The 26,972-nt window shown below is 37.2% G+C and carries 24 protein-coding genes and 1 riboswitch; of the genes, 19 read left to right on the top strand and 5 right to left on the bottom strand.

Going from position 1 to position 26,972, the window contains the following annotated elements; genetic code table 11:
• Positions 1-44 precede the first annotated feature (44 nt).
• The 7 genes from I573_RS05660 to I573_RS05630 all read left to right on the top strand — a co-directional run bounded on the left by I573_RS05660 (position 45) and on the right by I573_RS05630 (position 9,177).
• Entirely contained in the window at positions 45-2,396 is a 2,352-nt protein-coding gene (locus I573_RS05660; RefSeq protein WP_245555068.1) for a hypothetical protein, read from the top strand.
• Between the two features lie 30 nt (positions 2,397-2,426).
• A complete protein-coding gene (locus I573_RS05655) occupies positions 2,427-2,975 on the top strand; it encodes a hypothetical protein (protein ID WP_016186626.1) in 549 nt (182 codons plus the stop codon).
• A gap of 31 nt (positions 2,976-3,006) precedes the next feature.
• A complete protein-coding gene (locus I573_RS05650) occupies positions 3,007-3,645 on the top strand; it encodes a hypothetical protein (protein WP_016186627.1) in 639 nt (212 codons plus the stop codon).
• Between the two features lie 37 nt (positions 3,646-3,682).
• Entirely contained in the window at positions 3,683-3,937 is a 255-nt protein-coding gene (locus tag I573_RS05645) for a hypothetical protein (protein WP_016186628.1), read from the top strand.
• Positions 3,938-4,370: 433 nt separating this feature from the next.
• Complete coding sequence (locus I573_RS05640) at positions 4,371-6,146, top strand: oleate hydratase (protein WP_016186629.1); 1,776 nt, start codon at positions 4,371-4,373, stop codon at positions 6,144-6,146.
• A 215-nt stretch (positions 6,147-6,361) separates the two neighbouring features.
• Positions 6,362-7,744, top strand: a complete 1,383-nt coding sequence (gene gad / locus I573_RS05635; RefSeq protein ID WP_016186630.1) for a glutamate decarboxylase — start codon at positions 6,362-6,364, stop codon at positions 7,742-7,744.
• A gap of 14 nt (positions 7,745-7,758) precedes the next feature.
• Positions 7,759-9,177 (top strand): amino acid permease, encoded by a 1,419-nt coding sequence (locus I573_RS05630; RefSeq protein ID WP_016186631.1) that lies wholly within the window; start codon positions 7,759-7,761, stop codon positions 9,175-9,177.
• 16 nt (positions 9,178-9,193) lie between these two features.
• Here I573_RS05630 and I573_RS05625 read toward each other — a convergent pair whose 3' ends face one another.
• The 3 genes from I573_RS05625 to I573_RS05615 all read right to left on the bottom strand — a co-directional run bounded on the left by I573_RS05625 (position 9,194) and on the right by I573_RS05615 (position 12,253).
• Positions 9,194-11,020 carry an FtsX-like permease family protein gene (locus I573_RS05625; RefSeq protein ID WP_016186632.1) on the bottom strand — a complete coding sequence of 609 codons (1,827 nt, stop codon included), beginning with the start codon at positions 11,018-11,020 and terminating at the stop codon, positions 9,194-9,196.
• A gap of 12 nt (positions 11,021-11,032) precedes the next feature.
• Positions 11,033-11,785, bottom strand: coding sequence for an ABC transporter ATP-binding protein (locus I573_RS05620; RefSeq protein WP_016186633.1), 753 nt, complete (start codon positions 11,783-11,785; stop codon positions 11,033-11,035).
• Between the two features lie 81 nt (positions 11,786-11,866).
• Positions 11,867-12,253 carry a YxeA family protein gene (locus I573_RS05615; RefSeq protein WP_016186634.1) on the bottom strand — a complete coding sequence of 129 codons (387 nt, stop codon included), beginning with the start codon at positions 12,251-12,253 and terminating at the stop codon, positions 11,867-11,869.
• 294 nt (positions 12,254-12,547) lie between these two features.
• Here I573_RS05615 and nfsA point away from each other — a divergent pair, with 294 nt between their 5' ends.
• The 5 genes from nfsA to thiT all read left to right on the top strand — a co-directional run bounded on the left by nfsA (position 12,548) and on the right by thiT (position 16,754).
• Positions 12,548-13,288, top strand: a complete 741-nt coding sequence (nfsA, locus tag I573_RS05610; RefSeq protein WP_016186635.1) for an oxygen-insensitive NADPH nitroreductase — start codon at positions 12,548-12,550, stop codon at positions 13,286-13,288.
• A gap of 18 nt (positions 13,289-13,306) precedes the next feature.
• Positions 13,307-14,266, top strand: coding sequence for an L-lactate dehydrogenase (locus I573_RS05605; protein WP_016186636.1), 960 nt, complete (start codon positions 13,307-13,309; stop codon positions 14,264-14,266).
• Positions 14,267-14,436: 170 nt separating this feature from the next.
• Positions 14,437-14,958 carry a DNA-3-methyladenine glycosylase I gene (locus I573_RS05600; RefSeq protein ID WP_016186637.1) on the top strand — a complete coding sequence of 174 codons (522 nt, stop codon included), beginning with the start codon at positions 14,437-14,439 and terminating at the stop codon, positions 14,956-14,958.
• Positions 14,955-16,004: a serine hydrolase gene (locus tag I573_RS05595; RefSeq protein ID WP_016186638.1), complete on the top strand. Its 1,050-nt coding sequence runs from the start codon at positions 14,955-14,957 to the stop codon at positions 16,002-16,004. The genes I573_RS05600 and I573_RS05595 overlap by 4 nt, the downstream gene beginning before the upstream one ends.
• Before the next feature lie 51 nt (positions 16,005-16,055).
• Positions 16,056-16,158, top strand: a riboswitch (TPP riboswitch).
• 2 nt (positions 16,159-16,160) lie between these two features.
• Positions 16,161-16,754: an energy-coupled thiamine transporter ThiT gene (gene thiT, locus I573_RS05585; RefSeq protein ID WP_081634500.1), complete on the top strand. Its 594-nt coding sequence runs from the start codon at positions 16,161-16,163 to the stop codon at positions 16,752-16,754.
• Between the two features lie 54 nt (positions 16,755-16,808).
• Here thiT and I573_RS05580 read toward each other — a convergent pair whose 3' ends face one another.
• Entirely contained in the window at positions 16,809-17,789 is a 981-nt protein-coding gene (locus tag I573_RS05580; protein ID WP_016186640.1) for a polyprenyl synthetase family protein, read from the bottom strand.
• A gap of 108 nt (positions 17,790-17,897) precedes the next feature.
• Here I573_RS05580 and I573_RS05575 point away from each other — a divergent pair, with 108 nt between their 5' ends.
• From I573_RS05575 to I573_RS05560, 4 genes are all read left to right on the top strand, one after another.
• Positions 17,898-18,800: a prenyltransferase gene (locus tag I573_RS05575; protein ID WP_016186641.1), complete on the top strand. Its 903-nt coding sequence runs from the start codon at positions 17,898-17,900 to the stop codon at positions 18,798-18,800.
• Between the two features lie 30 nt (positions 18,801-18,830).
• Positions 18,831-20,036, top strand: a complete 1,206-nt coding sequence (locus I573_RS05570; RefSeq protein ID WP_016186642.1) for an NAD(P)/FAD-dependent oxidoreductase — start codon at positions 18,831-18,833, stop codon at positions 20,034-20,036.
• Positions 20,037-20,123: 87 nt separating this feature from the next.
• On the top strand, positions 20,124-21,026 hold the full coding sequence (locus I573_RS05565; protein WP_016186643.1) for an ROK family protein: 903 nt from the start codon (positions 20,124-20,126) through the stop codon (positions 21,024-21,026).
• Between the two features lie 69 nt (positions 21,027-21,095).
• Positions 21,096-23,531, top strand: a complete 2,436-nt coding sequence (locus I573_RS05560) for a heavy metal translocating P-type ATPase (RefSeq protein WP_016186644.1) — start codon at positions 21,096-21,098, stop codon at positions 23,529-23,531.
• A gap of 37 nt (positions 23,532-23,568) precedes the next feature.
• Here I573_RS05560 and I573_RS05555 read toward each other — a convergent pair whose 3' ends face one another.
• Positions 23,569-25,371: a M3 family oligoendopeptidase gene (locus I573_RS05555; RefSeq protein ID WP_016186645.1), complete on the bottom strand. Its 1,803-nt coding sequence runs from the start codon at positions 25,369-25,371 to the stop codon at positions 23,569-23,571.
• A 140-nt stretch (positions 25,372-25,511) separates the two neighbouring features.
• On the opposite strand from I573_RS05555, the gene I573_RS05550 reads away from it, so the two are divergent.
• The 3 genes from I573_RS05550 (at position 25,512) to I573_RS05540 (ending at position 26,935) form a co-directional block, all read left to right on the top strand.
• Positions 25,512-25,805, top strand: a complete 294-nt coding sequence (locus tag I573_RS05550) for a hypothetical protein (RefSeq protein ID WP_016186646.1) — start codon at positions 25,512-25,514, stop codon at positions 25,803-25,805.
• A 90-nt stretch (positions 25,806-25,895) separates the two neighbouring features.
• Positions 25,896-26,399: a VanZ family protein gene (locus tag I573_RS05545; RefSeq protein ID WP_211213401.1), complete on the top strand. Its 504-nt coding sequence runs from the start codon at positions 25,896-25,898 to the stop codon at positions 26,397-26,399.
• A gap of 20 nt (positions 26,400-26,419) precedes the next feature.
• A complete protein-coding gene (locus I573_RS05540) occupies positions 26,420-26,935 on the top strand; it encodes a GNAT family N-acetyltransferase (RefSeq protein ID WP_016186648.1) in 516 nt (171 codons plus the stop codon).
• Positions 26,936-26,972 lie beyond the last annotated feature (37 nt).

Genomic DNA, 26,972 nt, shown 5'->3' with positions numbered 1-26,972 from the left:
TTAATTAAGATGAAAAGCTTGGGAAGGAAGTGAATCAAACGAACATGAAAAAAATAGCATATCTTTTTTTATCAAGTACCTTGGTTTTAGGTCTGGTTAGTCCAGTGGTAGTCAAAGGGGAAGAAAGTACTACGAGCACTACTGGGACAAGTGACATTGGCTCGACAGTCAGTTCAATCAATAGTGGCACTTCCCAGACAAAATCTAGTCCAGATACAACAAGCGGTTCAATATACGAATCAAGTAATACTGAGGAGACAACAATTGATACTGAAAGCACCTCAGAAACAAGTAAAACGGTAGAACCAAGTTTATTTGCGACGAGAGCTAACGTAATAAATGGAATAGTCGGGGATGGCACTCAAGCAAATCCATTTCAGGTGAACACTTTCACTGAAATGAAATCAGTTGCTACGACAGTTAGCACATCTTCTTATTATACTTCTACTAATACTGGGAGTGTATATATCAAATTGATGGCCAATATTACTTCAACAGGATCAGGAGCTGATTTTTCTAATAATACAAACTCTATTATTATTGATGGTGCTACAACGAGTACTTCGGGAACTGATGGGAAATTTTCAATACTTTATACGGGCAGTACAACTACTTCGGGGGGGATTTTTAGCTTAGGTTCTTCCAATATGAATATTAGTTTCAATAATATTAATTTTGGATCCACAAGTTCTTCAATTAGTACTTATTATGGGTTTTGTACAAGTACAAGTGCATCCAATACGATGAATATTAGGAATGTGAGTTACTATGCCCAAACTGGTGGACAACCTTTTTTTGTTACAGGTTCTAACAGTGTATTAAATTTTTATGGAAATAATAGTTTTGTAGTATCCAATACGGGTTCTCAAAATCAAGAATTTGCAGAATTTACTGGTATTATGAATTTTAAAACTAATAGTAAAACTTCAATTGTACAAAAAACTAACGAAGTCTTAGCATTTATTTGGAATTATTCTAGTGTTCAGATGAATGTTGAATCAAATGCCGAAGTATTTATTCAATCGGGTAAAACCGAAATGTTTTATCCTAGTAGATCTGCTATAATTTCATTAGCCGAAAATGCAAAATTTACTTATTACTTTGATCCGAGACTTTCTTATATAGATCCAAGTACTGTTTTTGGCGAGCAAGCTGACTATAAAATAATAAGTCAAACAGGAAGTACTAACGCATCTTCCAATAATTTTTTTGATGGAAAGACTACACTGAATATTGTTGCAAATAAGAATTCGTCTTTAAATTTTTTAACAAATAGCTATCCATATCAAACTGGGAACCTTGATATAAGTTCTGTAGATACTTCAAAAATAACTTTTAAAAATACAGATTCAAGTAAATCAGCATTAAATAATGGTAGCTACACACCTACTTTAAGTTTTACCAATTCTACAGCGAATAATACTATATATAATTTTCAAAAAACTACGTTGGGTAGTTCGCCTACTATATCAAATGATTTTATATTGCCAAGCAAAAGTATTACTAAAATGACTAGTGGTTTTGAAAATTATAATTCACTTATCTTTAAACCTGCTGTAAAAATTGATGGTATTACTTCTACGGGTAGCAGCGCATCGAGCTCTAGTAAAGTATCAAGTAATTTAACAGGTGTTTCTAGCGCGTTAGACAACACATTTACGTATCAATCTCAATACTATGTTTCAAGTAGTACAACTATACTTGACGATGCAACTGTAGCTTCTAAATATACGAATGCGAGTGCAACACCTAGTAATTCGAGTATACATTATGATGGAAGTGTATATAAGGCTTTGACAACTTTGCCTTCTATTTCTAGTACTACTGGAGATCAGTCGACGAGTACCGCGCTAGATCAACTATTACCTGGAACTTACAGAGTTTATGGTCGTTTACAGATTAAAGATTCAAGTGGAAATTTTTATTATACACCTTGGCAAAATACGACAGCTACAATTAATCCATATAGTTCGTTTGTTTTTCCAAGTTCAGTGAAATTAAATGATAGTTTTACTTATCAGCGAACGGGAGGTACACTTGGTTTGAAATTCGATCAAACGAAGTTGTATACGATATCGAGTAGTAGCAATCAAGTTATGGATGTCAAACCAACTGCTATGGTTTCGAATTCAAGTAATCAGGTTACTTTAGTTTCAGGTACTCCAGGAACAAACAATGATAAAAAATTACAATTAAAACTTATTTCCAGTACAACTACTCCTAATTGGAATTTAGGTGATTTAACTAGTCCAACGGTATTAGAATTGCAACCCTATTGGGATACAACCAACAGTAAAAAGCAATTTTATTTTGATGGGGTTTATAGTGGGCCATTTATTACAAACAGCAAGGCATTAATAGATTACAATTTGATATTTTCAATGGCTGCTAAATAAACTATTTTAAGTATTAAAGGAGTTGGGTAGATGCAGACAGAGCAGAATAGGAATGAAGAGGAAAAGAAAAAGAAAAAACGCCTGATTTGGTTGATACTGTTACTATTATTACTCATTATTGGAGGATTTTTTACCTATAAATTATTTTTTGATACGCAAACACAAAAAGTTGCAGTTGTAGCAGGAGATTTTTTACCAGATGCTAAAGATGCTTCCAAAATGACAGAAAAAGAAAAATTAGAATATGCACAGACTAAGGTCGATAAGAGTAATTTTAATATGCGTATCGTATCAGAAGCGCATTTTGATAAAGAAACAATGAAAGGGAGTTTAGCGATACAAAATCCTCCACAAAACTCCCAGCCTGTAAATGTGGTGGTAACTTTGGACAATGACAAATCAAAAGTTTATGAATCAGGCGCTATCCAACCTGGTGAAGAAATCAAAGAAGCAACTCTATCTCAGAAATTGAATCCAGGATCTTATCCAGCTACTGCAACATTTAATATTTATGATCCAACAACAAAGAAAAAGCAGGGGCAAGTTCAAGCGTTATTAACTTTAATAGTTGATAAATAGATAAAAATAACAGGTAAAGGGGAAATGTATCATGAAAAAAACATTACTAGGTTTATTGTTGTCGACAAGTTTATTAACAGTTGGAGCTGTTAGTGTATCTGCTACAGTTACAGATAATGGTGATGGCACTCAGACTATCAGCGGAGAGAATTCAGCAAAGGTAGAAATCAACGGGACGATTGGAGCAAGTAATACAGATCCTGGTGGTGGATTACCAGAAACAGATGATTCTTGGATTAATGTTACTGTTCCAACAACAACGACTTTCGGTGCTCGTTCAGGAGCTGCAGGAGCGACTTTATTATCACCGACTTATACTGTAAAAAACAACTCAGGACGTGGAGTAGCTGTAGGCTATACTACAATTACGGGTAGTACATCTAGTGCAGGTTTAAATTTAAATCTTGCACCTACTGCTGGATCAAATGCACAAGTCGTAGCTACGCCGATTGCTTTAGTTACTAACGATACGCTTCAGACTACAGCTAAAAATCTAGCTAATTTAGGTCCTGTTACGAGTTCTACAGCAGCTGATGGTGGAACGTTTACGTATGAATACACAGGTAGTGTAACGAAGGCAGTAGATACTGTTACACCATTAACTTATGAAATGACATTATCATTTAAAGCACTAACTAAAGGCGCAACAATCGATGTTCCTACAAACTAGTGCTAGTGTAACGTATAGTTCGTGAAGGAGGGATGTCATGGATGGCCAAATTGAAATAAAAGGTATCTTAGGGCAAGAAGAAACGGAAGAGTCACAAAATCCGATGCAGCCGGGAGATGGAAATACTACGAAGCCGTCGACTACACAGACGTATTATGGGGTGTTGCCAAGTACTAATGAATACTTGAGCTTTTATCTTTTGGGTCTAGGAGTGACGATCTGCCTGACCGTACTAGTGTTACATCGCTTAAAGAAAATCTCCAATCAATTAAAATCTACTGATCGACGATAGTTGACGCAAAGTTTTATGGCGGAAACTCATTGTTCAGAAGATGTCGAAATAGGCAACCGAGGTCTTTTACCAAAGATCTCGGTTTTTTTAATTAAAGAAGAACAATAGCTAGAAAGTTATGTAAAACATCAGGCAGATAACATAACACTCATTATAAGGTTAACACAGATGTGACTAGACACCTAGGTCATAATTTTCAGGATTTGTGGACAAAAAAGAACGAAGGAAGTTATATCAAAGAATTCTAGTAGTAAATTTCGCATTATTTTAGTTTATGCATTATAATGTAAGCGAAAACATTTCTGTTTATTTGTCGCGTTATCCGACAAAATTCTTACGTCAATTGCTCAAAAAAGTTCTAAACTAAATGTATCGAACAAGTAGTAAATAAAAAGAGCTTCTAGTTGTATAGGAGACGAGGAGGAAAATAATTATGTATCGAAGTAATGGAAATTATGAAGCATTTGCCCGTCCGAAAAAACCTCAAAAAGCAGATCAAGTATCGGCATATCTGATTGGTTCAGGTTTGGCTTCATTAGCTGCAGCGGCATTTTTGATTCGCGATGGTCAAGTTAAAGGTGAACGTATCCATATTTTAGAAGAATTACCTTTAGCAGGTGGTTCTTTAGATGGCCGCTATATGCAAGAATACGGATTTGTGATTCGTGGCGGTCGTGAGATGGAAAGTCATTTTGAATGCTTATGGGATCTATATCGTTCGATTCCATCGCTTGAAGTTGAAGATGCCTCTGTCTTAGACGAGTTTTATTGGTTAAATAAAGAAGATCCTAACTCTTCACACTGTCGTTTGATCCATGAGCAAGGTAAACAAGTAGAATCTGATGGTTTATTGACATTAAGCGAGCAAGCCAATAAAGAGATTTTAGCTCTTTGTATGATGAAAGAAGAAGAATTACAAGACAAAAAAATCACTGATGTCTTTACAAAAGAATTTTTTGAATCAAACTTTTGGTCATACTGGTGTACGATGTTTGCATTTGAGACTTGGCACTCCGCCATGGAAATGCGTCGCTATTTATTACGATTCATTCATCATATCGATGCTTTAGCTGATTTTTCATCATTAAAATTTACGAAATACAATCAATATGAGTCTTTAGTCCTTCCGATATTAGCTTATTTAAAAGAACACGGTGTGCATTTCCAGTATGATACACGTGTCAGCAACGTCATCGTCAATACGAAAAATGGTGAAAAAGTTGCGGAAAAATTGGTCATGACGGTAGAAGGAAGAGCGAAAACCATTGATCTTGAAGAAACAGATCTTGTTTTTGTGACGAATGGCTCGATTACAGAAAGTTCAACTTATGGAAATAATACGACGCCAGCTCCTGTAAGCCATGCATTAGGTGGAAGTTGGAATCTATGGAAAAACTTAGCTGCTCAAGATGAAGCGTTTGGTCATCCTGAAAAATTCTGTGAGAATCTACCTGAAGCAAGTTGGTTTGTATCGGCGACGATTACGACATTAGACGATAAGATCGCACCATACATCGAAAAAATCAGTAAACGTGATCCTTATGCAGGAAAAGTCGTCACAGGTGGAATCGTCCACGCAGAAGATTCGAATTGGAAGCTAAGTTACACCTTAAATCGTCAACCACATTTTAAAGCACAACCCAAAGATCAATTGGTTGTATGGTTCTACGCATTACTTTCTGATCAACCAGGAAATTATGTTCAAAAACCTATCACAGAATGTACAGGAATCGAAATTGCTTCTGAGTGGATGTATCATATGGGAGTTCCGATCGATCAAATCGATGAACTAGCGAAACAATCATGCAATACGATCCCAACATATATGCCGTATATCACGTCTTATTTTATGCCAAGAGCATTAGGCGATCGTCCATTAGTTATTCCAGAAGGATCTAAAAACTTAGCCTTTATCGGAAATTTTGCCGAAACAGAACGTGACACGGTATTTACTACAGAGTATTCAGTCCGTACGGCGATGGAAGCTGTTTATACATTTTTAGAAATCGATCGTGGCGTACCAGAAATATTTGCTTCTTCTTATGATATTCGTATGCTTTTACGTGCTGCGTATTATCTAAATGATCAAAAAGGATTAAGTGAACTCAAAGTTCCTTGGTTGGCTAGTCTGATTGGCAAACATGAGTTGAAAAAAGCCAAAGGAAGCTTTATTGAAGAGTTATTACAAGACGCCCATTTATTACCATAAATACAAAACACCTTGAGATCGTAAGATGTCGAGGTGTTTTTGAATCGTAAATAAGATAACTTAAGCTATCATTTATGTAAGGCATTCGTTCGTTCTTTTGTACACAAAATCCGCTATAATGAAGATATCAATAAAAGATGGGATACTTCGGACTTTGGTCGTGGGGAGCGGTCATCATCATAAACTAATTTGAAAACAACTAGGAGGAAATGTAAATGAGTGAAGAAACTTCAATTAATAGTCCAATTTTTGGTTCAATTCAAGCAAGTGAAAATGTGATTTTGAATAAACTACGTAAAGAACCGGTGAATGCGACATTAGCCTATCGTTTAATTAAAGATCAATTGATCGACGAGGGCAATGCTAGACAAAATATGGCAACTTTTTGCCAAACTTATATGGAACCAGAAGCTCAAAAATTGATGGCAGAAACATTTGAAAAAAATGCGATCGACAAATCAGAATATCCAAGCACAGCCGCAATCGAAGAAGCCTGTGTCAATATTATTGGGGATCTTTGGAATGCGCCCGATCAAAAACAATTGATTGGAACGTCTACAGTAGGTTCTAGTGAAGCATGCATGCTAGGTGGCATGGCGATGAAATTTAAATGGCGCAAAGAAGCAGAAGCACGTGGAATCGATATTCAAAAACAGCGCCCGAATCTGATTATTTCATCAGGTTATCAAGTATGTTGGGAAAAATTCTGTGTCTATTGGGATGTCGATATGCGAACTGTACCAATGGATGTCAATCATATGAGTATCGATGTCGATAAAGTCATGGACTATGTCGATGAGTATACGATCGGAATCGTTGGGATTTTAGGAATCACTTATACTGGAAAATATGATGACATCAAAGCGTTAAATGATAAAGTGGAAGCATTTAACCAAGAAACAGGCCGTGAATTAGGCATCCATGTCGATGGGGCCAGTGGTGGGATGTTTGCACCCTTTGTATTCCCAGATTTAGAGTGGGATTTCCGTTTGAAAAATGTCGTGTCGATCAACACTTCTGGCCATAAGTATGGATTAGTCTATCCTGGTGTCGGTTGGATTTTATGGCGTGACCGTCATTTCTTACCAGAAGAATTGATTTTCAATGTTAGCTATCTAGGTGGCGAAATGCCAACGATGGCGATCAACTTTTCACGTAGTGCAAGCCAAATTTTAGGACAGTACTATAATTTTTATCGGTTTGGATTTGATGGATATCGTGAGATTCACTTACGCACGCAAAAAGTAGCAATGAAAATTGCGAAAGCGATCGATTCTTTTGATATTTTTGAAATCTATAATGACGGCGAGAATTTACCAATTGTATGTTATCGTTTGAAAGATGATGCGAATGTCAATTGGAATCTTTATGATTTAGCCGATCGCTTGCAAATGAAAGGCTGGCAAGTACCTGCGTATCCGTTACCTGAAGATTTAGAAAATGTTGAGATTCAACGATTTGTTTGTCGCGGTGACTTTGGAATGAATATGGCGAATGCATTGATTGAAGATATCAAAGCAGCTGTAGCAGAACTAGATAAAGCGAATGTGTCGATGCATGCTGATGAAGGACCGCACGTTCATGGCTTTACGCATTAAGGAGTGGATCGATAATGAACGAGACAAAATCAGGTAAGATGTCACGTTTTGCTTTCTTTTCCATGACCGCTTCGTTATTTATTACGGTTTATGAGTACCCGACGTTTGCTGCGTCGGGTAAATCCTTGATTTTTTTCTTATTACTTTGTGGGATTACATGGTTTTTACCCGTAGCTTTATGCGCCGCAGAACTTGCGACGATCAAAGGCTATCAAGAAGGTGGAATCTATAGTTGGGTCGGAAAACCTTTAGGTGAAAAATTTGGGTTTGCGGCACTATTCTTTCAGTGGTTTCAAATTACAGTTGGATTTGTGACGATGATTTATTTTATCGTAGGAACTCTTGCATATGTGTTAAATATCCCTGAAATGAATAGCAATCCTTTAGTTAAATTTTTAGCAGTGATTTTAATTTTCTGGGTTCTGACAGTAGTACAGTTCAAAGGAACAGAAATGACGGCGCGGTTGGCAAAATATGGCTTTTCGATTGGGATCGTATTGCCTGTATTGGTATTGACGGTGTTTACGATCATGTATTTCATGCACGGTCATACCCTATCGACGAATTTTACGAAAGTGCCTTTTTTCCCAACGACAAAAGACATCGGTGCTTTGACTTCATTTGTCCTTGCCTATATGGGGGTAGAAGCTTCAGCGCCTCATTTTTCATCATTAGAAAACCCACAAAAAAATTATCCTAAGCTTTTGATCGCATTGGTCGTTGTCGGAATCGTTATGAGTACGTTAGGTGGCAGTATCGTGTCTATGGTACTAACAGGAACCATCTCTTCTAATCAAGGTGTAGTCGATACTGCAACATTATTATTCTCACCAGGTCATCTAAGCTGGGGAGTGCGCGTTATTGGCTTTTTGATTTCATTTGGAATTTTTGCACAAGTTAGTTCGTGGATCGTAAGTCCTACAGAGGGATTGCAATTTGCAGCGACAAAAGGACTATTACCAAAAGGACTAGCACAAAAAAATCAACATCAAGTTCCAGTGAAGATTTTAGTGATCCAAGCCATCATCGTGACGATTTGGGCCGCGTTATTGACATTTGGATCAGGTGGTTCAGGTGGGATCGCCTTTCAAGCGGCGATCTCAATGACCGTATTGATTTATCTTAGTGCGTATATTTTGTTTTTTATTGCCTACTTTGTTGTTTTAAAAAAACATGCAGATCTACCACGCGATTATCAAATTCCTGGAGGGAAATTGGTGAAAATCATCGTAGCTGGATTTGGCTTATTGATTTCAGTCAGCGCAGTCATTACTGCATTTATTGTCCCTACGACGATTGCTAAAAGTGACAGCCATTCTTATCTATTATTATTGGCCACTTGCTTTATTGTGACGTTAGCACTACCTTTTGTGTTTTATCGTTTCTATTCCATAAAAAATATTCAAAAACAAAAACATGATCTTACCCGTTAAGGTAAGATCATGTTTTTTAATTGCGTTTTTCTTTTGGTAACACGATACTAGTGTAGATCCAAATTGTAGCAAAATAATACAAGGCATAAAGAACGATAAAGATCGTAAATGGAATCCAAATATTATGATAAGGCTGACTAAGGAAGTTTTTAAACATTTGTAAGCCAAATAATACATGGATACTTCCTAAAATACCTGGTAATAAGAACAAGATGCCGATTTCTTTGAAAATCGCGCGTTTTAATAGACTTTGTCTTGTACCGATCTTACGAAGCATTTCATAACGAATGGCGTCACTATTAGCTGAAGATAAGATCTTAAACATCAAGCAACTAGCAAGCATCGTTAAAAAGGCGATTCCTAGGAAGAAGCCCATAAATTCAAATCCCGAAAAGAACGTATTGTACAGGTTGTACACGTAGTATTTTTGAGAAAAACTATTTTGTCCTTCAGCACCACCTAACGAAGGATTATTTTTTTCATTTTCTTCGATCAATGTCTTGATTTGAGGTAGGATCGTTGTAAAATCTGTCACATTGATCACTTGTAACTGACTCTCATCTAGACCTAATGTGTCAAAGTCGGCTTGACTGATTAGCTTGATTTGTTTTTCTTTTTGTTCTGGTAATTCAAGATCTTGTAAGGCTTTTTGAGCTTGTTCATCTTGTTCCATTTTAGCAGCATCATATTTTAGTGTTTTATCATTAACTTCACCTGATAAAAAGACAGATTGATCTTTTTGCTCAAATGGATGTTGATCGAATTGTTCTTTAATATAATAGATCGTTGTGTCATCGTATTTTTGATCATACGTCACATTTAAAGTAGGATCTAATGTGTCGATTTTTTGTTGATCGATTTTTTGAGCATTATTTAATACAATATCATATGTTGCTGCCGTATTCGTAAACGTCATGATTTGATTGCGGAATCCCAGTCCGACAGTCAAGGCACCTAATGCTAGTGCGAATAAAATCGAGACCATAGACAGAATCTGCGTAAAATCACGAACACGAAAACTTAATTGTGAAAGTGTGAAATTGTTTAATTTTTTAAATACGACTGCATTAGATTTTTTCAATAAACTAATAACAAAAATCACGACCGAATGGAAGATTAAATAACTTCCTAAGATAATTGTTACTAAAGCGATGGCTAATCCCATAATTTGGAATTTTACGATTTCAGCTAAGAAATAGTAGCCAATCGCTAAGGAAAGCAAACCAATGATTGTTTCAATAAATAGTAAGAATGGATTGCGTTTAAACCGAGTAGGTGTTTTTTGTTCATTCAGTAATTGTAAAATCGATTTTTTCACGATCGAAGAGGCATTGATCATCGAAGCAATCAAAAAGACTGCGATAAAAAAGATCAATGTAACGAGTAGTGCAGCGGTGTTAAATGGTGTGTAATGACTAACTACGATTCCCATTTGATTTACGAGCAACCGATTGACTAAAGCCGTTAATCCTACACCTACCACCATACCAACGACTGTGGCTGCGATCCCTGCAACAAATGTTTCAATAAAAATCATTTGCGCAATTTTACTTGTACGTGCGCCTAGCATCATCAACATCGCATACGTCTTTTGCCGTAAGGTCATTAAAAAGGAATTGGCGTACAGAATATAGACAAACGTGATGATCCCTAATAAGACTGTACCTAAATGAAAGACGATACCGACGACACTTACAGTATTACTGTGTTCAAGAAATTCTTTATTAGTGGCTAGACTTTCAAACATATAAAAGATCGCCGCCGCAATCGCAAGTCCAGAAAATAAAATCATATAATCACGTAAACGCGTCTTCATACCGGTCAGAGAGAGTTTCCAAATCATACTGATTTCCTCCTACTGTTCCAGATTTCCAAGAGTGGTCAAGATCTCTTGGTAAAATTGATTTCGTGTTTTTCCGTCACGTGTTACTTCTTTGTGGATGACACCATCTTTAATAAATAAAATTCGTTTACAATAACTAGCAGAGAAAGGATCATGTGTTACGAGTAAGATCGATACTTGATCTTTTTGATTCAATTCTTCCATCATGTCCAGAAGATCTTTCGCGCTTTTTGAGTCCAACGCACCGGTTGGCTCATCGCCAAGTAAGATCGCAGGTTGCGTGATCAACGCACGTGCTGCAGCCACCCGTTGTTTTTGTCCTCCTGATAATTCAGTAGGGTATTGTGTCAGGATCTCTGTAATACCTAGTCGCGTCGCAACGGTTTGGATCCGTTCTTTGATTTCTTTAGGTTTTACACCTTGTAGCGACAACGGGATCGCGATATTTTCGCTAGCTGTCATAGTTTCTAGTAAATTAAATTCTTGGAAGATAAAGCCAATTTCTTTGGCACGAAAATCGGCTAACTGATTGCCTTTTAATGAGGTCAAGTTACGATCATGGATCGTGATTTGACCAGCTGTTGGTTGATCTAAAGTAGATAAAATATTCAATAATGTTGATTTACCAGAACCAGATGCTCCCATGATTCCAACGAATTCACCTTTTTCTACTGTAAAATCGATCCCACGTAATGCATGTGTTTGTTTTTCATTTTTTTTCCCATAAACCTTTGTTACTTCTTTTACTTGAACAATTGTTTCCATAAGTTCCTCCTGTAAGTAAGTTGTAGTTAAAATCGATCGCGAGTATTTTTAGACTCTGCGATCGATCTTTTCTTCTTTATATTAGTTGATTGATTCTAAAACCTCTAGGGACTTAAGAGGTATTTTTGATTTTTCGATATCATTTGGACCACTAACGATTCTTGTCTTACTGATTTCTGCTGAAATATACGCACCTGGTGTCAACGGTTGTGGATCTTCACCGCTTAATTCATAATCCATTTCGACTTTTTCGCCTTTAGGTGTAACAAAGGTGAACGTATAATCATAGGAATAAGAATTTCCTATAACTTTTCCATTTGAATCTTTTGTTTCATGTTTTTCAGGAACCGTCGTCGGGACTTTTGCATAAGCTTCGTGCCCGTTATACGTATTTTGATAATATTGAAAGCCGAAGAATCCCACTACAACGACTGCTACGATTACGATAATCCCAATAATTTTTTTCATTTGTAAAAAACCCCTTTACTTAATTGATATCTCTATTATCCAGTCTTTACGTTTAAAAAACCATAGAATCAACTAACAGAAGTGTTAGAATAGCGTTTTCTTAGAGCGAGATAGCTAAAAAAGCGTCTAAAACGTTGATAAATTAGGAAACTATTTCATTAAAAGAATCTTAAGAGGAAACTTAGATAGGAGGTATAACTTATTTTTCTTGTGTAATTTAGATTCGTCAAGATGTTGTCTAGAGGGGTTTTATGCTATGCTAGAATTGAAAAAACGAAAAGGAGTTCAATCAAGATGAACGAAACGATTCAGAATTTAAAAGCCCATGTATCTGTGCGTGCTTTCGAGGATACACCGTTATCCGATGAACTAAAAGATGCATTGATCCAAGCAGCGCAAAGCGGATCTACATCTAATTTTGTACAAGCATTCTCGATTTTAGAGATTACTGATCCTACTTTACGTAAACAACTAGCTGAAATCACAAATAGTGCTGCATATGTTGAAAAAACGGGAACTTTTTATGTTTTTGTAGCGGATCTTTATCGTCATGCGATGTTATTAAAAAACAATGGTCAATCAATTGAAGGTGCAAGTAATACAGAAGCGTTGCTTGTCGCAGTGGTTGACGCTACGATTGCAGCTCAAAATATGGCAGTGGCTGCTGAATCGTTAGATCTAGGGATCTGTTATATTGGAGGGATCCGCAATGATATTCCTAAAGTAGCAGAGTTATTAGCATTGCCTGATCACACGCTGCCTTTATTTGGGATGACGATTGGAGTACCTGTTCATAAGAACGAAACCAAACCACGAATGCCCCGATCCAATCAAGTTGCAGAAAATCATTACCCTAAGGAAGTCTTTACAGATTTTTCTCAATATGATGCGCAACTGACGACTTATTATCAAGAACGTAGTAGTAATGCACAACAAGCAGACTTTTCTACTAAAATGGCAGAATTTTTTAGTGTGACACGTCGCCAAGAAATTGCAGAGTTTTTAAAAGCACAAGGATTTGAACTAGATAAATAATCAGAAAAGAGGAGCAGTATGTATATTAAACCATCAAAAGTAGCCATCGTGGGTACAGGACTAGTAGGTTCATCCACGGCCTTTAGCTTGATTACACAAGGAGTATGTGACGAAGTATTATTAATTGATATCAATGAAGAAAAAGCGGCAGGAGAAGTCCGTGATTTACGTAATTCGATTCGTTATTTGGACCGTAATGTCAAAGTGAAAACCGCGACCTATGCGGATTGTAAAGATGTCGATATTATCGTCATCACAGCAGGAGCGCCACCAAAAGCGGGACAAACACGTTTAGATACGTTAGATCTCAGTGCTAAAATCGTGAAATCGATTGTGGAACCGGTGATGGAAAGTGGATTTGATGGAATCTTTTTAGTTGTATCCAATCCAGCAGATATGATGGCTTATCTAGTCTATCGTTTATCTGGCTTGCCAAAAAATCAAGTGATCGGAACAGGTACATCAGTGGATTCAGCGCGTTTGCAAAACTTTGTGGCTGATTTAGTAGATGTTGATCCACGTAGTATTTATGCTTATGCGATGGGTGAGCACGGAGATTCCTTGATGGTGCCTTGGTCAACGGTTACTGTAGCTGGAAAACCGATTTTGGATGTAATCAAAGATAATCCTGAGATCGTAGGGGAAGTTGATTTAGCTGACCTTGTGACAAAGACGACTAAAGAAGGTTGGGAGATCTATAACCGCAAAGGGACGACGTATTACGGAATCGCCTCCGCTTGTGTGGGAATCATTAAAGCGATCTTGTTTGATGAAAATTCAATCATTCCCGTTTCCACTTTACTTGAAGGGGAGTATAACGAAGAAGATATTTATGCAGGTGTTCCGGTAGTATTGAACCGTGAAGGTGTATTCGATGTGTTGGAAATGCATATGACATCTGAAGAACAAGCCCAATTTGCTCATTCTGCGGAAGTGATTCGTACGTATACGGAAAAAATCCGTTCATATATCGACTAAATCAAAAAGACTTTGTTTTTTCCGAATCGAAAAGGCAAAGTCTTTTTTCTAACTTGATCCGATAATGACAATCACACTATTTTGTCATATTTTTTCAAAGCTTTCCTCACGATTTTTTCAAATAAACTTGATATAATAAACAAGCATTTTGCATAAAAGGAGGAACCATTATGGTTTATCGTTGTCAATGGGTCAAAGAAAATCCGATCGAGCAAGCATATCATGATACAGAATGGGGGAAACCTCATGAAACGGATGAAGCATTATTTGAAGCACTGACTTTAGAACTAATGCAATCCGGTCTTAGCTGGTCAACGATTTTGAAAAAAAGACAGAATTTTAAAGAAGCTTTTGCGAATTGGTCGATTGCTGAAATCGCTCAGTTTACGCCAAAAAAAGTGGATGAATTAATGGAAAATACAGGGATTATTCGACATCGTAAAAAAATTGAAGCTGTGATTACCAATGCAAAAGCTACTCTTGAGATTCAAGAAACATTTGGGGATCTAGCAACTTATTTACAAACCTTTACCGTTTACATGCCAGATCCCAAAGAAACAGCATTATTTTTAAGTAAAGAATTAAAAAAACGAGGCTTTAAATTTGTCGGACCTACAACAAGTTATTCGTTCATGCAAGCCGTTGGAATGGTCAATGATCATGAAGAACAGTGTGCATTTAGAGAGGTGTGACCCGCATTAAAAAGTATATCCAAGCAATTTGTTTAGGAATTGCGTTACTCTTTGTCATCTATTTTTTGATTAGATATTGGTTTGTTACTTGTTTACTAGTCTTAGCTATTTTAGCTTTAGTTGTTCAGACGAGTATAGCGCGTAAATTTCAATTGCGTAATCGGTTGATCGTATACCTAGGAATTACGGGATTATTATGGACTGTTATGACGATGACGATCATCCAATTTGATATTCCTAAAGTATTTGCCTTACCTGTAATATCAAAAAATTCAGCTTCTACGCAAGATGAGGTGGCGAAACAAGCGCCCACAACAGATCCAACTCTTGAAGAAAAAGTAAAAGCTGCTTGGCAACCCATTTTAGCTCAACATAAAGAACCAATCGCTTTAGCGGTCTGGGTAGACAATCAATTGATTACAGATCAGACAAGTAACGAGCCTTTTTATACAGCAAGTATCGTGAAAGTAGCAGTGGCTACACGATTATTACATACGTTGCAAGAAACAAATGAGACACTAAGCGCAGATGATACCGAAGCGCTTCGCTCTATGATCGAAGATAGTGATAATGAAGATACGACTTATCTTTTAGATGAAAAATTAGGTGGCGTCACGGCTTTAAATCAATTATTTAAGGATTTAGATATGAAAGACACCACAAGTGATGAGGAAAGTTGGGGTCTAACGAAAACCACGGCTAGCGATCAAATCAAATTATTGCGCACGATTTTTGAGCCTTCCGATTATTTAACGACAGACAGTCAAAATCAAATCAAAGAATTGATGCAAAATGTCTCGACTGAGCAACGATTTGGATTGGGCGTACTTTCTGATCAAGTGGCGTTAAAAAATGGCTGGTTAAATGACGAGAAAGAAGATGGCAGTGAAACTTGGATAGTCAATAGTATTGGAGCGATTCCGACTAATGACAATCAAGACTATTTGATGGCTATTCTAACTTCTGAAAATGAGTCAATGGAAAGTGGACAAGCTTTACTCCAAGAGCTAGCTGAAGCGACAAATCAAGTCATCGTTTCAAAATAACTTGCGCTTTTTTATCATTATGTTATGCTATCTAGGAACAAAAAAATTGAATGATTCACAAAGGGGAGTCCATTTGGGCTGAGAATGAGCAATGCTCTAAACCCTCTGAACCTGTTTCGATCATGCGAACGTAGGGATTGTGAGAGTGACATAGATATGTCCTCCTTTGTGGATTCAGACAAAGGAGGACTTTTTTTGCAACAAAAAAATCGGATATGGGTGGAAGGAACCATTATGGCAGCACTTGGAATCGTGTTGTCCTTTATTCCACTAAATATCGGCAGTAGTTTTTCAATTTCATTAGGCCAAATCCCTTTAATCGTATTTGCCCTAAGACGTGGGGTCAAAGCAGGAATGGCAGCAGGACTTGTTTGGGGTTTATTGCATTTTGTCACAGGAATGGCTTATTTTTTAACACCCGTTCAAGTAGTATTAGAATATCCAATAGCCGATACTTGTCTAGGCCTAGCGGGTGTCTATGCGCTTAAACTGCAAAATGGCTTAATACAACGTAACCGTCGTCAAGCAACCATTGCTGCAATTCAAGGTGTTTTCCTTGGGACATTTGCCCGTTATGTATTTCATTTTATCGCAGGCTGGATTTTCTGGGGAGCGTATGCACTTTGGGGAATGAAGCCTTGGCTGTTTTCACTTGTTATGAATGGGATCAGTGGGTTAGCCACAGCGCTTGCTAGCTTGATAGCCGTCTTGATTTTATTGAAAATCAGTCATATCTTCCAACCAAAATAAAATGAACCGAGAGCGACTGCTCTCGGTTCATTTTTTCACAAAGGACATTAACCTTTAATAATTACGTTCAAGTAATTGTCGTGTTAATTTTTCAATTTGATCACGTGCTTCACCTTGAGGCAATTGTTGAATGCCATCTAATGCTCGCTGTGTATAGTCTTTAGCAAATGCTTTTGCTTTTTCAACACCCTTATAGGTCGTCACTAAAGCCGCTACTTCTTTTGCTTCTTCTGGTGTAATTTCAGCTCGTTTATCTAATAACGGTTTAAACGCTTCTGGATGTTCTGCTTTAGCTAACAATAACGGCACGGTGTAGACCCCTTGTGCTAAATCTTCTAAAACAGGTTTTTGTAAAACTTCTTCTTGTGCAGTGTAGTCTAAAATATCATCATAGACTTGGAAGGCGATCCCGATATTACGACCGATCTCTCCCGCTAGTTTTTCGATTTCTTGAGAAGTTTGGCCAAAATGAGCACCCTCTAAACAAGCTAACCAAAATAATTCTGCAGTTTTTCCATCTACACTTTGAACATAATCTTCGATCGTTTCATTTTCTTTAAATCGGTTATTCATTTGATCAAGTTCACCTAAGAGCAATTGTTTCATGGCTTGCGCATTGGTTTGCATGAAAGGCGAACCATTCATAGTATCGATCAATAATTCAAAAAATAAAGTAAACAATAAGTCTCCAGTGTAGACGGCGACGTCTTTACCATAATGCGATTGCACAGTGATCACGCCACGACGCAATGGTGAGTCGTCAATAATATCATCATGGATCAAAGTAGCCATGTGAAGTAATTCAATTGATGCCGCGATTTTTGCTAAGCGGTCTTTGTCTTGTTTTGTACTATCTCCCAATTCAGCAAATAAAAAGAAGAAAGCTGGACGAAGGTATTTACCACCTGCGCGGCTAAATTCAACTAATGTTTCTTGAATTTCTTTGTTACGAATCGTCATGTGCTCTTCTAAAATTGAGCAAACGACTTGGAGTTTGCTCTGAATTGTAGGATAATCGTTCCAGTATGAGTGCATAATACAGCCCTTTCGGTAGTTATAATAGGATAGTCATATTCTACCTTATTTTCTATCAAATTGGCTAATTTTATGCAACTTGTAACAATTCGATGAAAGGAGAAGCGTATGTCATTAAAAGTATTCTTAGAATTAGTAGAATTTAAAGCAAAAACCGCAAGTGTGTTACCATTTTTGATCGGATTGTGTTATAGTTGGTATCATTACCGGTCCATTCATCTCGGATTTGTTCTAATTTATTTTCTTGCAATGTTTTTATTCAATATGGCGGTCGATATGCTCGACAACTATAACGATTACCATCATGCAACAGATGTTCATGATTATCGCGAAAAAACCAATATTATTGGTCGTGAAAATCTATCCGTTCGCTTGGTGTTCTGGCTGATGACCAGTATGATCATCGTTTCCGCAATTATGGGCTTGACCCTTGCGTATTTTGTTGGCTGGCCACTTTTTTGGATGGGATTATACTGTTACTTAGTGGGAATCTTTTATTCATCAGGTCCTAGACCGCTGTCTAGCTTACCTTTAGGTGAGTTTTTCTCAGGGTTTACGATGGGCTTTATGATTTCATTGATCTGTGTGTATTTAAACACATATGAGTCGTTTGAATGGAATTTCTCAAGTATATTCAGTATTTTTATTATAGCATTGCCAAATACACTGTGGATTGCAAACTTGATGCTTGCAAACAACACGTGTGATATGGAAGAAGATGAGAAGAATAAACGGTATACATTAGCACATTATCTAGGCCGTAAAGGGTCATTGAATTTATTTGTGTTTTTTAATCTGTTTGCATTTATAGGAATTATCGCGTCTGTACTACTGCAATTGGCACCTGTAACAGTTTTATTGTCATTATTGATTGTGCCTTTTGTTTACAAACAAACGAAACTGTTTTTAGCAAAACAAGTGAAAAGAGAAACATTTATCTGTGCTATTCGTATTTTAGCTGTCGGATCGGCGGTGCAAGTACTAACTTATCTGTTGGGTATCTTAATTTAATTTTTTATATAGAAAGAAGAGGGACGAATCGTGAAAGAAGTGACGATTTTAGGTGCAGGTTACGCAGGCTTAATGGCCTTAAAAACTTTGCAGAAAAAAGCTGGAGATTTCCATATTACATTAGTGGATCAAAATGATTACCACTACGAAGCAACTTATTTACATGAAGTAGCTGCTGGAACACAACCAAAAGAAAAAATTTGCTATCCAATTAAAGACGTAGTGAATGAAAAAGTAACAACATTCATTCAAGACCGCGTTGAAAAAATTGATGCAGACAAAAAAGAAGTAACATTAAAAAATGGATCACCAATCCATTACGATTACTTGATCGTTTCTTTAGGTTTCCGTTCTGAAACATTTGGAATCGAAGGCGCTGAAGAAAATGCATTAGAGATGGTAACTATCGATTCAGCTAATAAGATCCATGAGCATATTTTAGCAAGCATGGCAAAATACAAACAAACAAAAGATAAAAAATATCTGAAATTAGTAGTTTGTGGTGCTGGATTTACAGGAATCGAATTAGTAGGTTCTTTAGTAGAAGCACGTCCGCGTTATGCAAAATTAGCAGGTGTTGATCCTAAAGAAATCGAAATTTTCTGTGTGGAAGCTGCACCAACAATCTTACCAATGTTCAATGACGATTTAACAAACTACTGTTTAGATCACTTAGCTAAATGGGATGTTAAATTGATGACAGGTAAAGCGATCAAAGCGATCAAACCTGAAACGGTTGTTTACCAAGATGGTAAAGACGAAACAATGGGTGAATTAGAAGCAGCTACAATCATCTGGACAACAGGTGTTAGTGGAAGTACTGTAATTGGTGAGTCTGGATTTGAAGAACGTCGTGGTCGCGTAATGGTGAACGCTGACTTAACAGATCCAAACCATAATGATGTTTACCTAATCGGTGACGTTTCTGCTGTAATGGATAAAGAATCAAATCGTCCTTACCCAACAACTGCTCAGATCGCACTAAAAATGGGAACGCATGCTGCTAAAAACGTATTGAACCAATTAAATGGTCAAGCAACTCAAGAATTTACCTTTAAATCTCAAGGTTCTGTAGCTTCAATCGGAAATACACATGCATTTGGTATGGTTGGAAATACAGGGATCAAAGGTTATCCAGCTTCATTCGTGAAGAAAATGATTGAAAATAAATCATTAATGGAAACAGGTGGATTCAAAGAAGTATTTGCTAAAGGTCGTTTTGATTTATATCATTAAGCCGATTTTTCAAGAAGCAATCAAGGAAACTTGATTGCTTCTTTTTTTTTCGTTACAGTTAAAACAAAGAATGAAGGAGTGATCAAGATGTTTCGTGCAATTGATATTGGAGGAACACAAATTAAACAAGCTGATATTGATGAAAATGGAGAAATAAGTTCTAGTACTGAAGTTGAGACACCAAAAACTAAAAGCGCTTTTTTAGCATGTTTAGATAAAGTAATCGATTCATTACCAAAAGAGTGCCAAGGGATTGGGATTAGTTGTCCTGGTAAAATCGATACCCAAACGAAAACAGTCTATCACGGTGGTTCATTAGAATTTTTAGATCAGTTTTCTTTTGCCGATTATTTTGGTGAAAAAAATTGTGAGATTCCTTTAGCTGTTCAAAATGATGGAAAAGCAGCAGTCTTAGGTGAATACTGGCTTGGAAATCTGGAAGGCACTCAGATCGGTATTGCGCTCACTTTAGGAACGGGTGTCGGTGGTGGAATTATGATTGATGGCAAAGTATTAGAAGGAAAAAATTTTCAGGCTGGAGAATTTAGCTTTTTACTTAACCGAGCTGCATGGCCTGCAAAAGAGACGATGATTGGGGCTGATCTTTCAGCAGCTCGTTTTATCAAACGTGCTGCCAAAATTTTAGAGCTAACGGATACAACGGATGGTAAAAAAGTATTTAACGCGTTATCGACATCAGCGAATCCTGAACTATTAGAATTATTTGAAGAATATTGTTTTAAAATCGCTGCTTTGTTGCTCAATCTACAAATTATGTTTGATCCAGAAAAAATCGTAATCGGTGGTGGTATTAGCGCACAAGCTAAACTATTAGAAGAAATCAATCATCAATACACGCAACTATTGCAGCATAATCCTTTTTATCAGCAGTCACTTGAACCAGTAAAGATTGAAGCGTGCCGATTTCAAAATCGTGCCAATTTATTAGGTGCAATTTATCCTTTGCGAACAGAATTGTCATCTAAATAATTAATCGTTGACAATTGTAAACGCAAGAAGTAGGATAGAAGAAAGAAAAGAAATTAGAGGTGAGCTCTTATGCATAAACAATATCAAGTGGAAGGAATGACCTGTGCCAGTTGTGCTCAGACTGTTGAAAAAGCGATAAAAGGTCTCTCTGGTGTTACGAATGCGTCAGTCAATTTAGCGACAGAAACAGTGCAAGTAACTGAAGATACAGAACTTCCTTTTGCTGTTCTTTCTCAATCTGTCGAACAAGCAGGCTATCATTTAATCGACCCAATTACACATCTTACGTTGCCAGTTGAAGGGATGACGTGTGCGAGTTGTGCCCAAACTGTTGAAAAAACGGTACAAAAAACTGTTGGTGTCACAGCTGCTTCTGTTAATTTAGCGACTGAAACACTACAAGTATCTTTTGATGGAACACAAACATCGATCGAGGCTATCGCACAAGAAGTTTCTCAAGCCGGTTATCAATTAGCCCTAACGAATACGCCCTCAACTGTTAGTGCGAAAGATAAAAAAGAACAAGCGATCCATCATATGTGGCAACGTTTTTTTACTTCTGCAGTGTTTACTGTTCCTTTGCTTTATCTTGCAATGGGCGAAATGATTGGATTACCAATTCCGCAATCAATCAGTGCTCATCATGCTCCTATGATCGCAGTAACCATACAGCTGTTACTTGCATTACCTGTTTTGTGGATCGGGCGTGCATTTTTTAGTAAGGGATTTAAAGCATTAATCAAAGGACATCCTTCGATGGATTCACTAGTGGCCTTAGGAACGAGTGCCGCTTTTTTATATAGTGTGTATGGCACACTTAGAGTGTATCTAGGAGATCATACAGCGGCAATGAATTTATATTATGAATCAGCCGCGGTGATTTTAACCTTGATCACTTTAGGGAAATATTTTGAATTAGTATCTAAAGGACGAACTTCGGATGCGATTCAAAGTTTATTGAATCTTTCTCCTAAAGAAGCGAATGTCCTTATTGATGGAAAAGTCGAAAAACGTCTCGTTTCAGCATTACAAGTCGGTGATGTCGTTTTAGTAAAACCTGGTGAAAAAATTCCAACTGATGGTATCGTAGTCAAAGGGAGTACAAGTATCGATGAGAGCTTGATCACTGGTGAAAGTTTGCCGATAACTAAAAAAATCGGTGATACGGTAATCGGAGCGAGCTTGAATCAACAAGGTAGTATTGAAATGAATGTGACAAAAATCGGTGCCGATACAGCATTGGCCCAAATCGTAAAACTCGTTGAAGAGGCTCAAGGATCAAAAGCACCGATTGCAAAATTAGCCGATCGAGTTTCAGGTGTTTTCGTGCCGATCGTCATCGGACTTGCGTTACTTTCTGGGCTATTGTGGTTGAGTTTAGGTCAACAATCGTGGGTATTTGCGTTAACGATTACGATTTCTGTTTTAGTCATTGCCTGTCCTTGTGCATTAGGATTAGCAACACCAACTGCGATGATGGTTGGAATGGGGAAATCTGCTGAACGAGGCATACTGTTTAAGACTGGTGAAGCTTTAGAACACACGCATCAAGTCAAAACAGTCGTACTGGATAAAACAGGTACGGTAACGCAAGGAAATCCTGAAGTGACAGATATTTTCGCAAGTTCAGGATTCACTGAACGAGATGTACTAAGTTATGCTGCTGCATTAGAAAATACATCGGAACATCCTTTAGCAAAAGCTGTGTTGAAAAAAGCGGAGACAATGAACATCGAATTAAAAGAGGTAGATGAATTTCTCTCTCTACCTGGTGTTGGAATCAAAGGGATCATCGATCATGAGTCGTATGCTTTAGGAAATGAGACACTTTTAGAAGAATTTACTGGATTAAACGAGGTAAAATTGCTAGCAAAAGAGTGGGCTAGTCAAGGAAAAACTGCTATTTTTCTAGTGAATAAGCAAGTCGTGATAGGTTCTTTAGCGATTGCGGATCCAATCAAACCAAGTAGTATAACGGCAATTAAAGAATTGAAAAACCAAGGCTTAAACGTGGTGATGCTAACAGGGGACAATCAACAGACAGCTCAAGCAATTGCTAAACAAGTTGGAATAACAGAAGTCATTAGCCAAGTCATACCTTCACAAAAAGCACAAACAATCAAAAACTTACAAGATCAACATGAAGGACTTGTAGCAATGGTTGGTGATGGAGTCAATGATGCACCAGCTTTGGCTCAGGCAGATATTGGAATGGCGATTGGCTCAGGAACAGATGTGGCGTTAGAGTCTGCTGATATTATTTTGATGAAGAATGAACTCACGGGAGTCGTTCAAGCGATTCGTTACAGTCAGCTTACCATCAAAACGATTAAAGAAAATTTGTTTTGGGCATTTGCCTATAATATTTTAGGTATTCCTGTCGCGATGGGTGTTTTACATTTATTTGGTGGACCACTACTTAACCCTATGCTAGCTGGCGGCGCGATGAGCTTTAGCTCGGTCTCTGTTTTATTAAATGCGTTACGTTTAAAACGAAAAATCTAAAAAGAACGCTTGATGACTACCATCAAGCGTTCTTTTTTTAGATATAATCGTTTGTAAGTTCCATAAATTCATGTACATCTTCTAATACACGATCGATTCCAGCCTGCCAAAAATCAGGTTTGGTTAAGTCGACTTGTAAGTGTTTCTGTGCTAATTCTTCAGTTGTCATCGAAGCTGTATCACGTAAAAGAGCGATATAATCATCTTCAAAACTTGTTCCTTTATCGGCTGCATAAGCATAGATTCCCATACTAAATAAATAACCAAACGTATATGGGAAATTATAAAATGGCACATCGTCGATAAAGAAGTGCAATTTAGCTGCCCAAAAATGTGGATGGTAGCTGCCGAGTTGATCTAAATAACTTTCTTTTTGAGCTTCTAACATTAAATTCGTGATTTGTTCTTCAGATACCAAACCTTTTTGACGAGCAGTATAGAAGTTTGTTTCAAAAATGAAACGTGCGTGGATGTTCATAAACATCGCGATCGCATTTTGCATTTTTGTATCAAGTAAATTGATTTTTTCTTCAGGTGTTTGTGCTTCTTTTAAAGTAGCATCTGCTACGATCAATTCAGCGAATGTACTGGCTGTTTCAGCAACGTTCATCGCATATTCTTGATTGACGCTAGGAAGATCCCACATCACGCTGCTATGAAAAGCGTGACCTAATTCATGGGCTAATGTAGCGACTTCGTTAACTGAATTACTATAGGTCATAAAAATACGTGACTCTTTTGTTTCGGGTAATTCTGTACAGTATCCACCCGGACGTTTTCCTGGACGATCTTCTGCTTCAATCCAAGATTTTTCAAAAGCAGATTGTGCGAAATCAGCCATTTTAGGACTAAAGTCTTTAAAATGTTTGATAATAAATTCTGCCGCTTCATCAAATGAATAAGTTCTTTCTTGCATATTGCCTAAAATAATCGGAGCATCTTGATCTTGCCACTCCATTTTTTCTTTACCGAATAATTGTGCTTTACGCGTTAAAAAATCCATAATCGGTTGCTTGTTCTTTGCAATCGTCTGCCACATAGTATCTAGTGTTTTACGAGAGAGACGGTTGTATTCCAAAGGCTCTTTTAAGAAATCTTCTACTCCATGTAATCGTTGAGTTGAAATTCTAAAACCATCTAAGTGATTTAATGTATCGGCTAAAAGAGGTGCTTTTTCACTCCAAGCTTTTTCCCATGCAGCAAATAAAGTCGCACGAACAGATGCATCTGGATCCCCCGTCATCTTGTTGAAGGCTTGTCCTGCAGAGAGTGTCTGTTCATTTCCATTTTTATCTGTAAATGGGATCGCAATCGTAGCCACAATCGTATCGTAATGTTCACTCCAAGCATTTAGCCCATCTAAAGCTAAGGTATGGATAATATTTTCTTCCGCTTCACTCAATAACTCAAGTCCATCGCGACGCATTTCATTTAAACGAAAGGCTACATCTTGTAACGTTTCACTTGTTGTCATCGTATTCCAGTCTGTTTCACTGATTTCTGTTAATTTTTTAGCAAAAAGTGTGTGTGCAGATTGAAAAACAGGCGATTTTGCAGATAATTCACCCATTAATAGCTTTGCTTTTTGATCATTCACATCACTAGAAAGCAAGGCACCGATAAAGCTGCCACATTGTGAGAAGCCATTGCTGCAAATCTCTTCTTTTTGTAGAATAGTTGCAATCACTTCTGGAGTTGTTTGTGTCACATCCCACGCTTCAATGGCTTTTTGGTAGTTCTTGATTTGCTGTGAGAGTTCTTCTAAACGTGCAGCGAGTGCACCTGAATGACTTCCTCCTTCAAAAATTGAATCTAAATCCCAATTAATCGCATAATGCATGTGTCAATTCCTCCTTTTTTAGTAGTATAGCACAACCAGGATTTTCTATCATGAAAGCCTTATCTATTTATTCGGTATTTTGAAATGAATATGCTATACTATCTAAAGTAAGCGATTTCTTTTTAAAGGAGAGAATAGTGATGACAGAAAAACAAGATGAAAAAAAACAGTACGTGGAACAAATTAGGGCAATCGTTGAAAAACTTGAAAAAGATTTATCTGATTTAAAACATGATGAGTCGCTCTCGTCAAAAGACAAAGATCTAGCAGCATTTAAGGCGCATAAAAAAGCTTTATTTGAAATCAAAGGAATCTTGCATCACGCTGGAAAATTACTAGATTTTGATCCAGCATATTTTGATGAACTTAAAATATTAGAGTCGATGCCGATGTACTATTCTTCAGAAATGCCATTCCAACCGTATTTATATTAAAAACAAAAGCAAATATGCTTTTGTTTTTTTTGTTATCTTCTCAATTGTGAAAGAACGTGATAAGATAAACTCGTTGGAGGGATGTCAGTGATCAAACAATATCGAAAAGACGGTCGTCTATATTTGTGGATTGCCTTTATACTTATGGGCGTGTTATTCTACAGTTCTTCTCAAACCTATGAGCAGCAATCACAGATTGGGTTATTATCCACTTTACTGCATAATGAACCTTTTTCAAAAGGATTATCGCATATCGCATTTGACTATGCCGGTAGTGAAGTAAGCATTGAGGCAAAAGGATATTTTTCATTTGTCGAATTCTTTATTCGTAAGGGAGCTCATTTTGGAACTTACTTTTTAATGGGAGGGAGCTTGTTTTTAGGCCTTTTTCCTAGAATTAGGAGTGTGTGGTTAACCGCAGTCATCGCTTGGTTAGCAGCAACAGGATATGCTGGTCTTGACGAATTCCATCAGATGCTGACGGGTGGTCGAACACCGTTATTTCAAGATGTCATGCTCGATTCATCTGGAGCAGCGACAGCCATTATACTTTGTATGATCGTTTTTTATCTACAAAAGAGACGTGTCATCTAAAACTGAAGAAGGAGCGAGATATGCTAATGATTTTAGAAACAGATCGGTTACGTATCCGACAATGGACAAGAGGAGAAGAAGTTGAGTTGACTGAATTTTTAGCAGATCCAGAAGTCATGCTAGCTTACGAAGAACCTTTTACTCAAGAAGAAATTGTTGAGTGGTTACGTTGGAATATCGCTTCTTATGAAACCAAAGGATATGGATTATGGGCAGTAGAATTAAAGGAAACCAAAGAAGTGATTGGTGAATGTGGATTGACGGATCAATGGATAGACGGTCGTCCATATTTTGAGATCACCCATCATTTTAAAAAAAGTGCTTGTCATGAGGACTACATGCTTGAAGCGACGCAAGCAATTATACAATATGCTTTTGAAAGTTTAGGTGCACATGCCATTGTAGCTATTGTTCGAGATGTTAATGTTGAATCGATGAATGTGGCCATTCAAAATGGTATGACTATTTTGAAACGTATTATCAAAGAATATAAAGAAGTTCAAATGCCTCATTATATTTTTAAAATTGAACGATAAAAAAAGATCTAGCTACGCTAGATCTTTTTTTATTAAC

This window comes from Enterococcus sulfureus ATCC 49903 (assembly GCF_000407605.1).
Lineage (GTDB): Bacteria > Bacillota > Bacilli > Lactobacillales > Enterococcaceae > Enterococcus_G > Enterococcus_G sulfureus.
Note: the sequence above shows the minus strand (reverse complement) of the source record. Positions and strands in the feature narration are given on the sequence as shown.

Excerpts from the sequence above, each read along its gene's own strand:
- I573_RS05600 (WP_016186637.1), top strand. The coding sequence starts at position 14,437 with ATGGTTTATCGTTGTCAATGGGTCAAAGAAAATCCGATCGAGCAAGCA.
- gad (WP_016186630.1), top strand. The coding sequence starts at position 6,362 with ATGAGTGAAGAAACTTCAATTAATAGTCCAATTTTTGGTTCAATTCAA.
- I573_RS05655 (WP_016186626.1), top strand. The coding sequence starts at position 2,427 with ATGCAGACAGAGCAGAATAGGAATGAAGAGGAAAAGAAAAAGAAAAAA.
- I573_RS05620 (WP_016186633.1), bottom strand. The coding sequence starts at position 11,785 with ATGGAAACAATTGTTCAAGTAAAAGAAGTAACAAAGGTTTATGGGAAA.
- thiT (WP_081634500.1), top strand. The coding sequence starts at position 16,161 with ATGTCCTCCTTTGTGGATTCAGACAAAGGAGGACTTTTTTTGCAACAA.
- I573_RS05605 (WP_016186636.1), top strand. The coding sequence starts at position 13,307 with ATGTATATTAAACCATCAAAAGTAGCCATCGTGGGTACAGGACTAGTA.
- I573_RS05580 (WP_016186640.1), bottom strand. The coding sequence starts at position 17,789 with ATGCACTCATACTGGAACGATTATCCTACAATTCAGAGCAAACTCCAA.
- I573_RS05560 (WP_016186644.1), top strand. The coding sequence starts at position 21,096 with ATGCATAAACAATATCAAGTGGAAGGAATGACCTGTGCCAGTTGTGCT.
- I573_RS05660 (WP_245555068.1), top strand. The coding sequence starts at position 45 with ATGAAAAAAATAGCATATCTTTTTTTATCAAGTACCTTGGTTTTAGGT.
- I573_RS05575 (WP_016186641.1), top strand. The coding sequence starts at position 17,898 with ATGTCATTAAAAGTATTCTTAGAATTAGTAGAATTTAAAGCAAAAACC.
- nfsA (WP_016186635.1), top strand. The coding sequence starts at position 12,548 with ATGAACGAAACGATTCAGAATTTAAAAGCCCATGTATCTGTGCGTGCT.
- I573_RS05650 (WP_016186627.1), top strand. The coding sequence starts at position 3,007 with ATGAAAAAAACATTACTAGGTTTATTGTTGTCGACAAGTTTATTAACA.
- I573_RS05555 (WP_016186645.1), bottom strand. The coding sequence starts at position 25,371 with ATGCATTATGCGATTAATTGGGATTTAGATTCAATTTTTGAAGGAGGA.
- I573_RS05615 (WP_016186634.1), bottom strand. The coding sequence starts at position 12,253 with ATGAAAAAAATTATTGGGATTATCGTAATCGTAGCAGTCGTTGTAGTG.
- I573_RS05630 (WP_016186631.1), top strand. The coding sequence starts at position 7,759 with ATGAACGAGACAAAATCAGGTAAGATGTCACGTTTTGCTTTCTTTTCC.
- I573_RS05625 (WP_016186632.1), bottom strand. The coding sequence starts at position 11,020 with ATGATTTGGAAACTCTCTCTGACCGGTATGAAGACGCGTTTACGTGAT.
- I573_RS05550 (WP_016186646.1), top strand. The coding sequence starts at position 25,512 with ATGACAGAAAAACAAGATGAAAAAAAACAGTACGTGGAACAAATTAGG.
- I573_RS05565 (WP_016186643.1), top strand. The coding sequence starts at position 20,124 with ATGTTTCGTGCAATTGATATTGGAGGAACACAAATTAAACAAGCTGAT.
- I573_RS05645 (WP_016186628.1), top strand. The coding sequence starts at position 3,683 with ATGGATGGCCAAATTGAAATAAAAGGTATCTTAGGGCAAGAAGAAACG.
- I573_RS05540 (WP_016186648.1), top strand. The coding sequence starts at position 26,420 with ATGCTAATGATTTTAGAAACAGATCGGTTACGTATCCGACAATGGACA.
- I573_RS05640 (WP_016186629.1), top strand. The coding sequence starts at position 4,371 with ATGTATCGAAGTAATGGAAATTATGAAGCATTTGCCCGTCCGAAAAAA.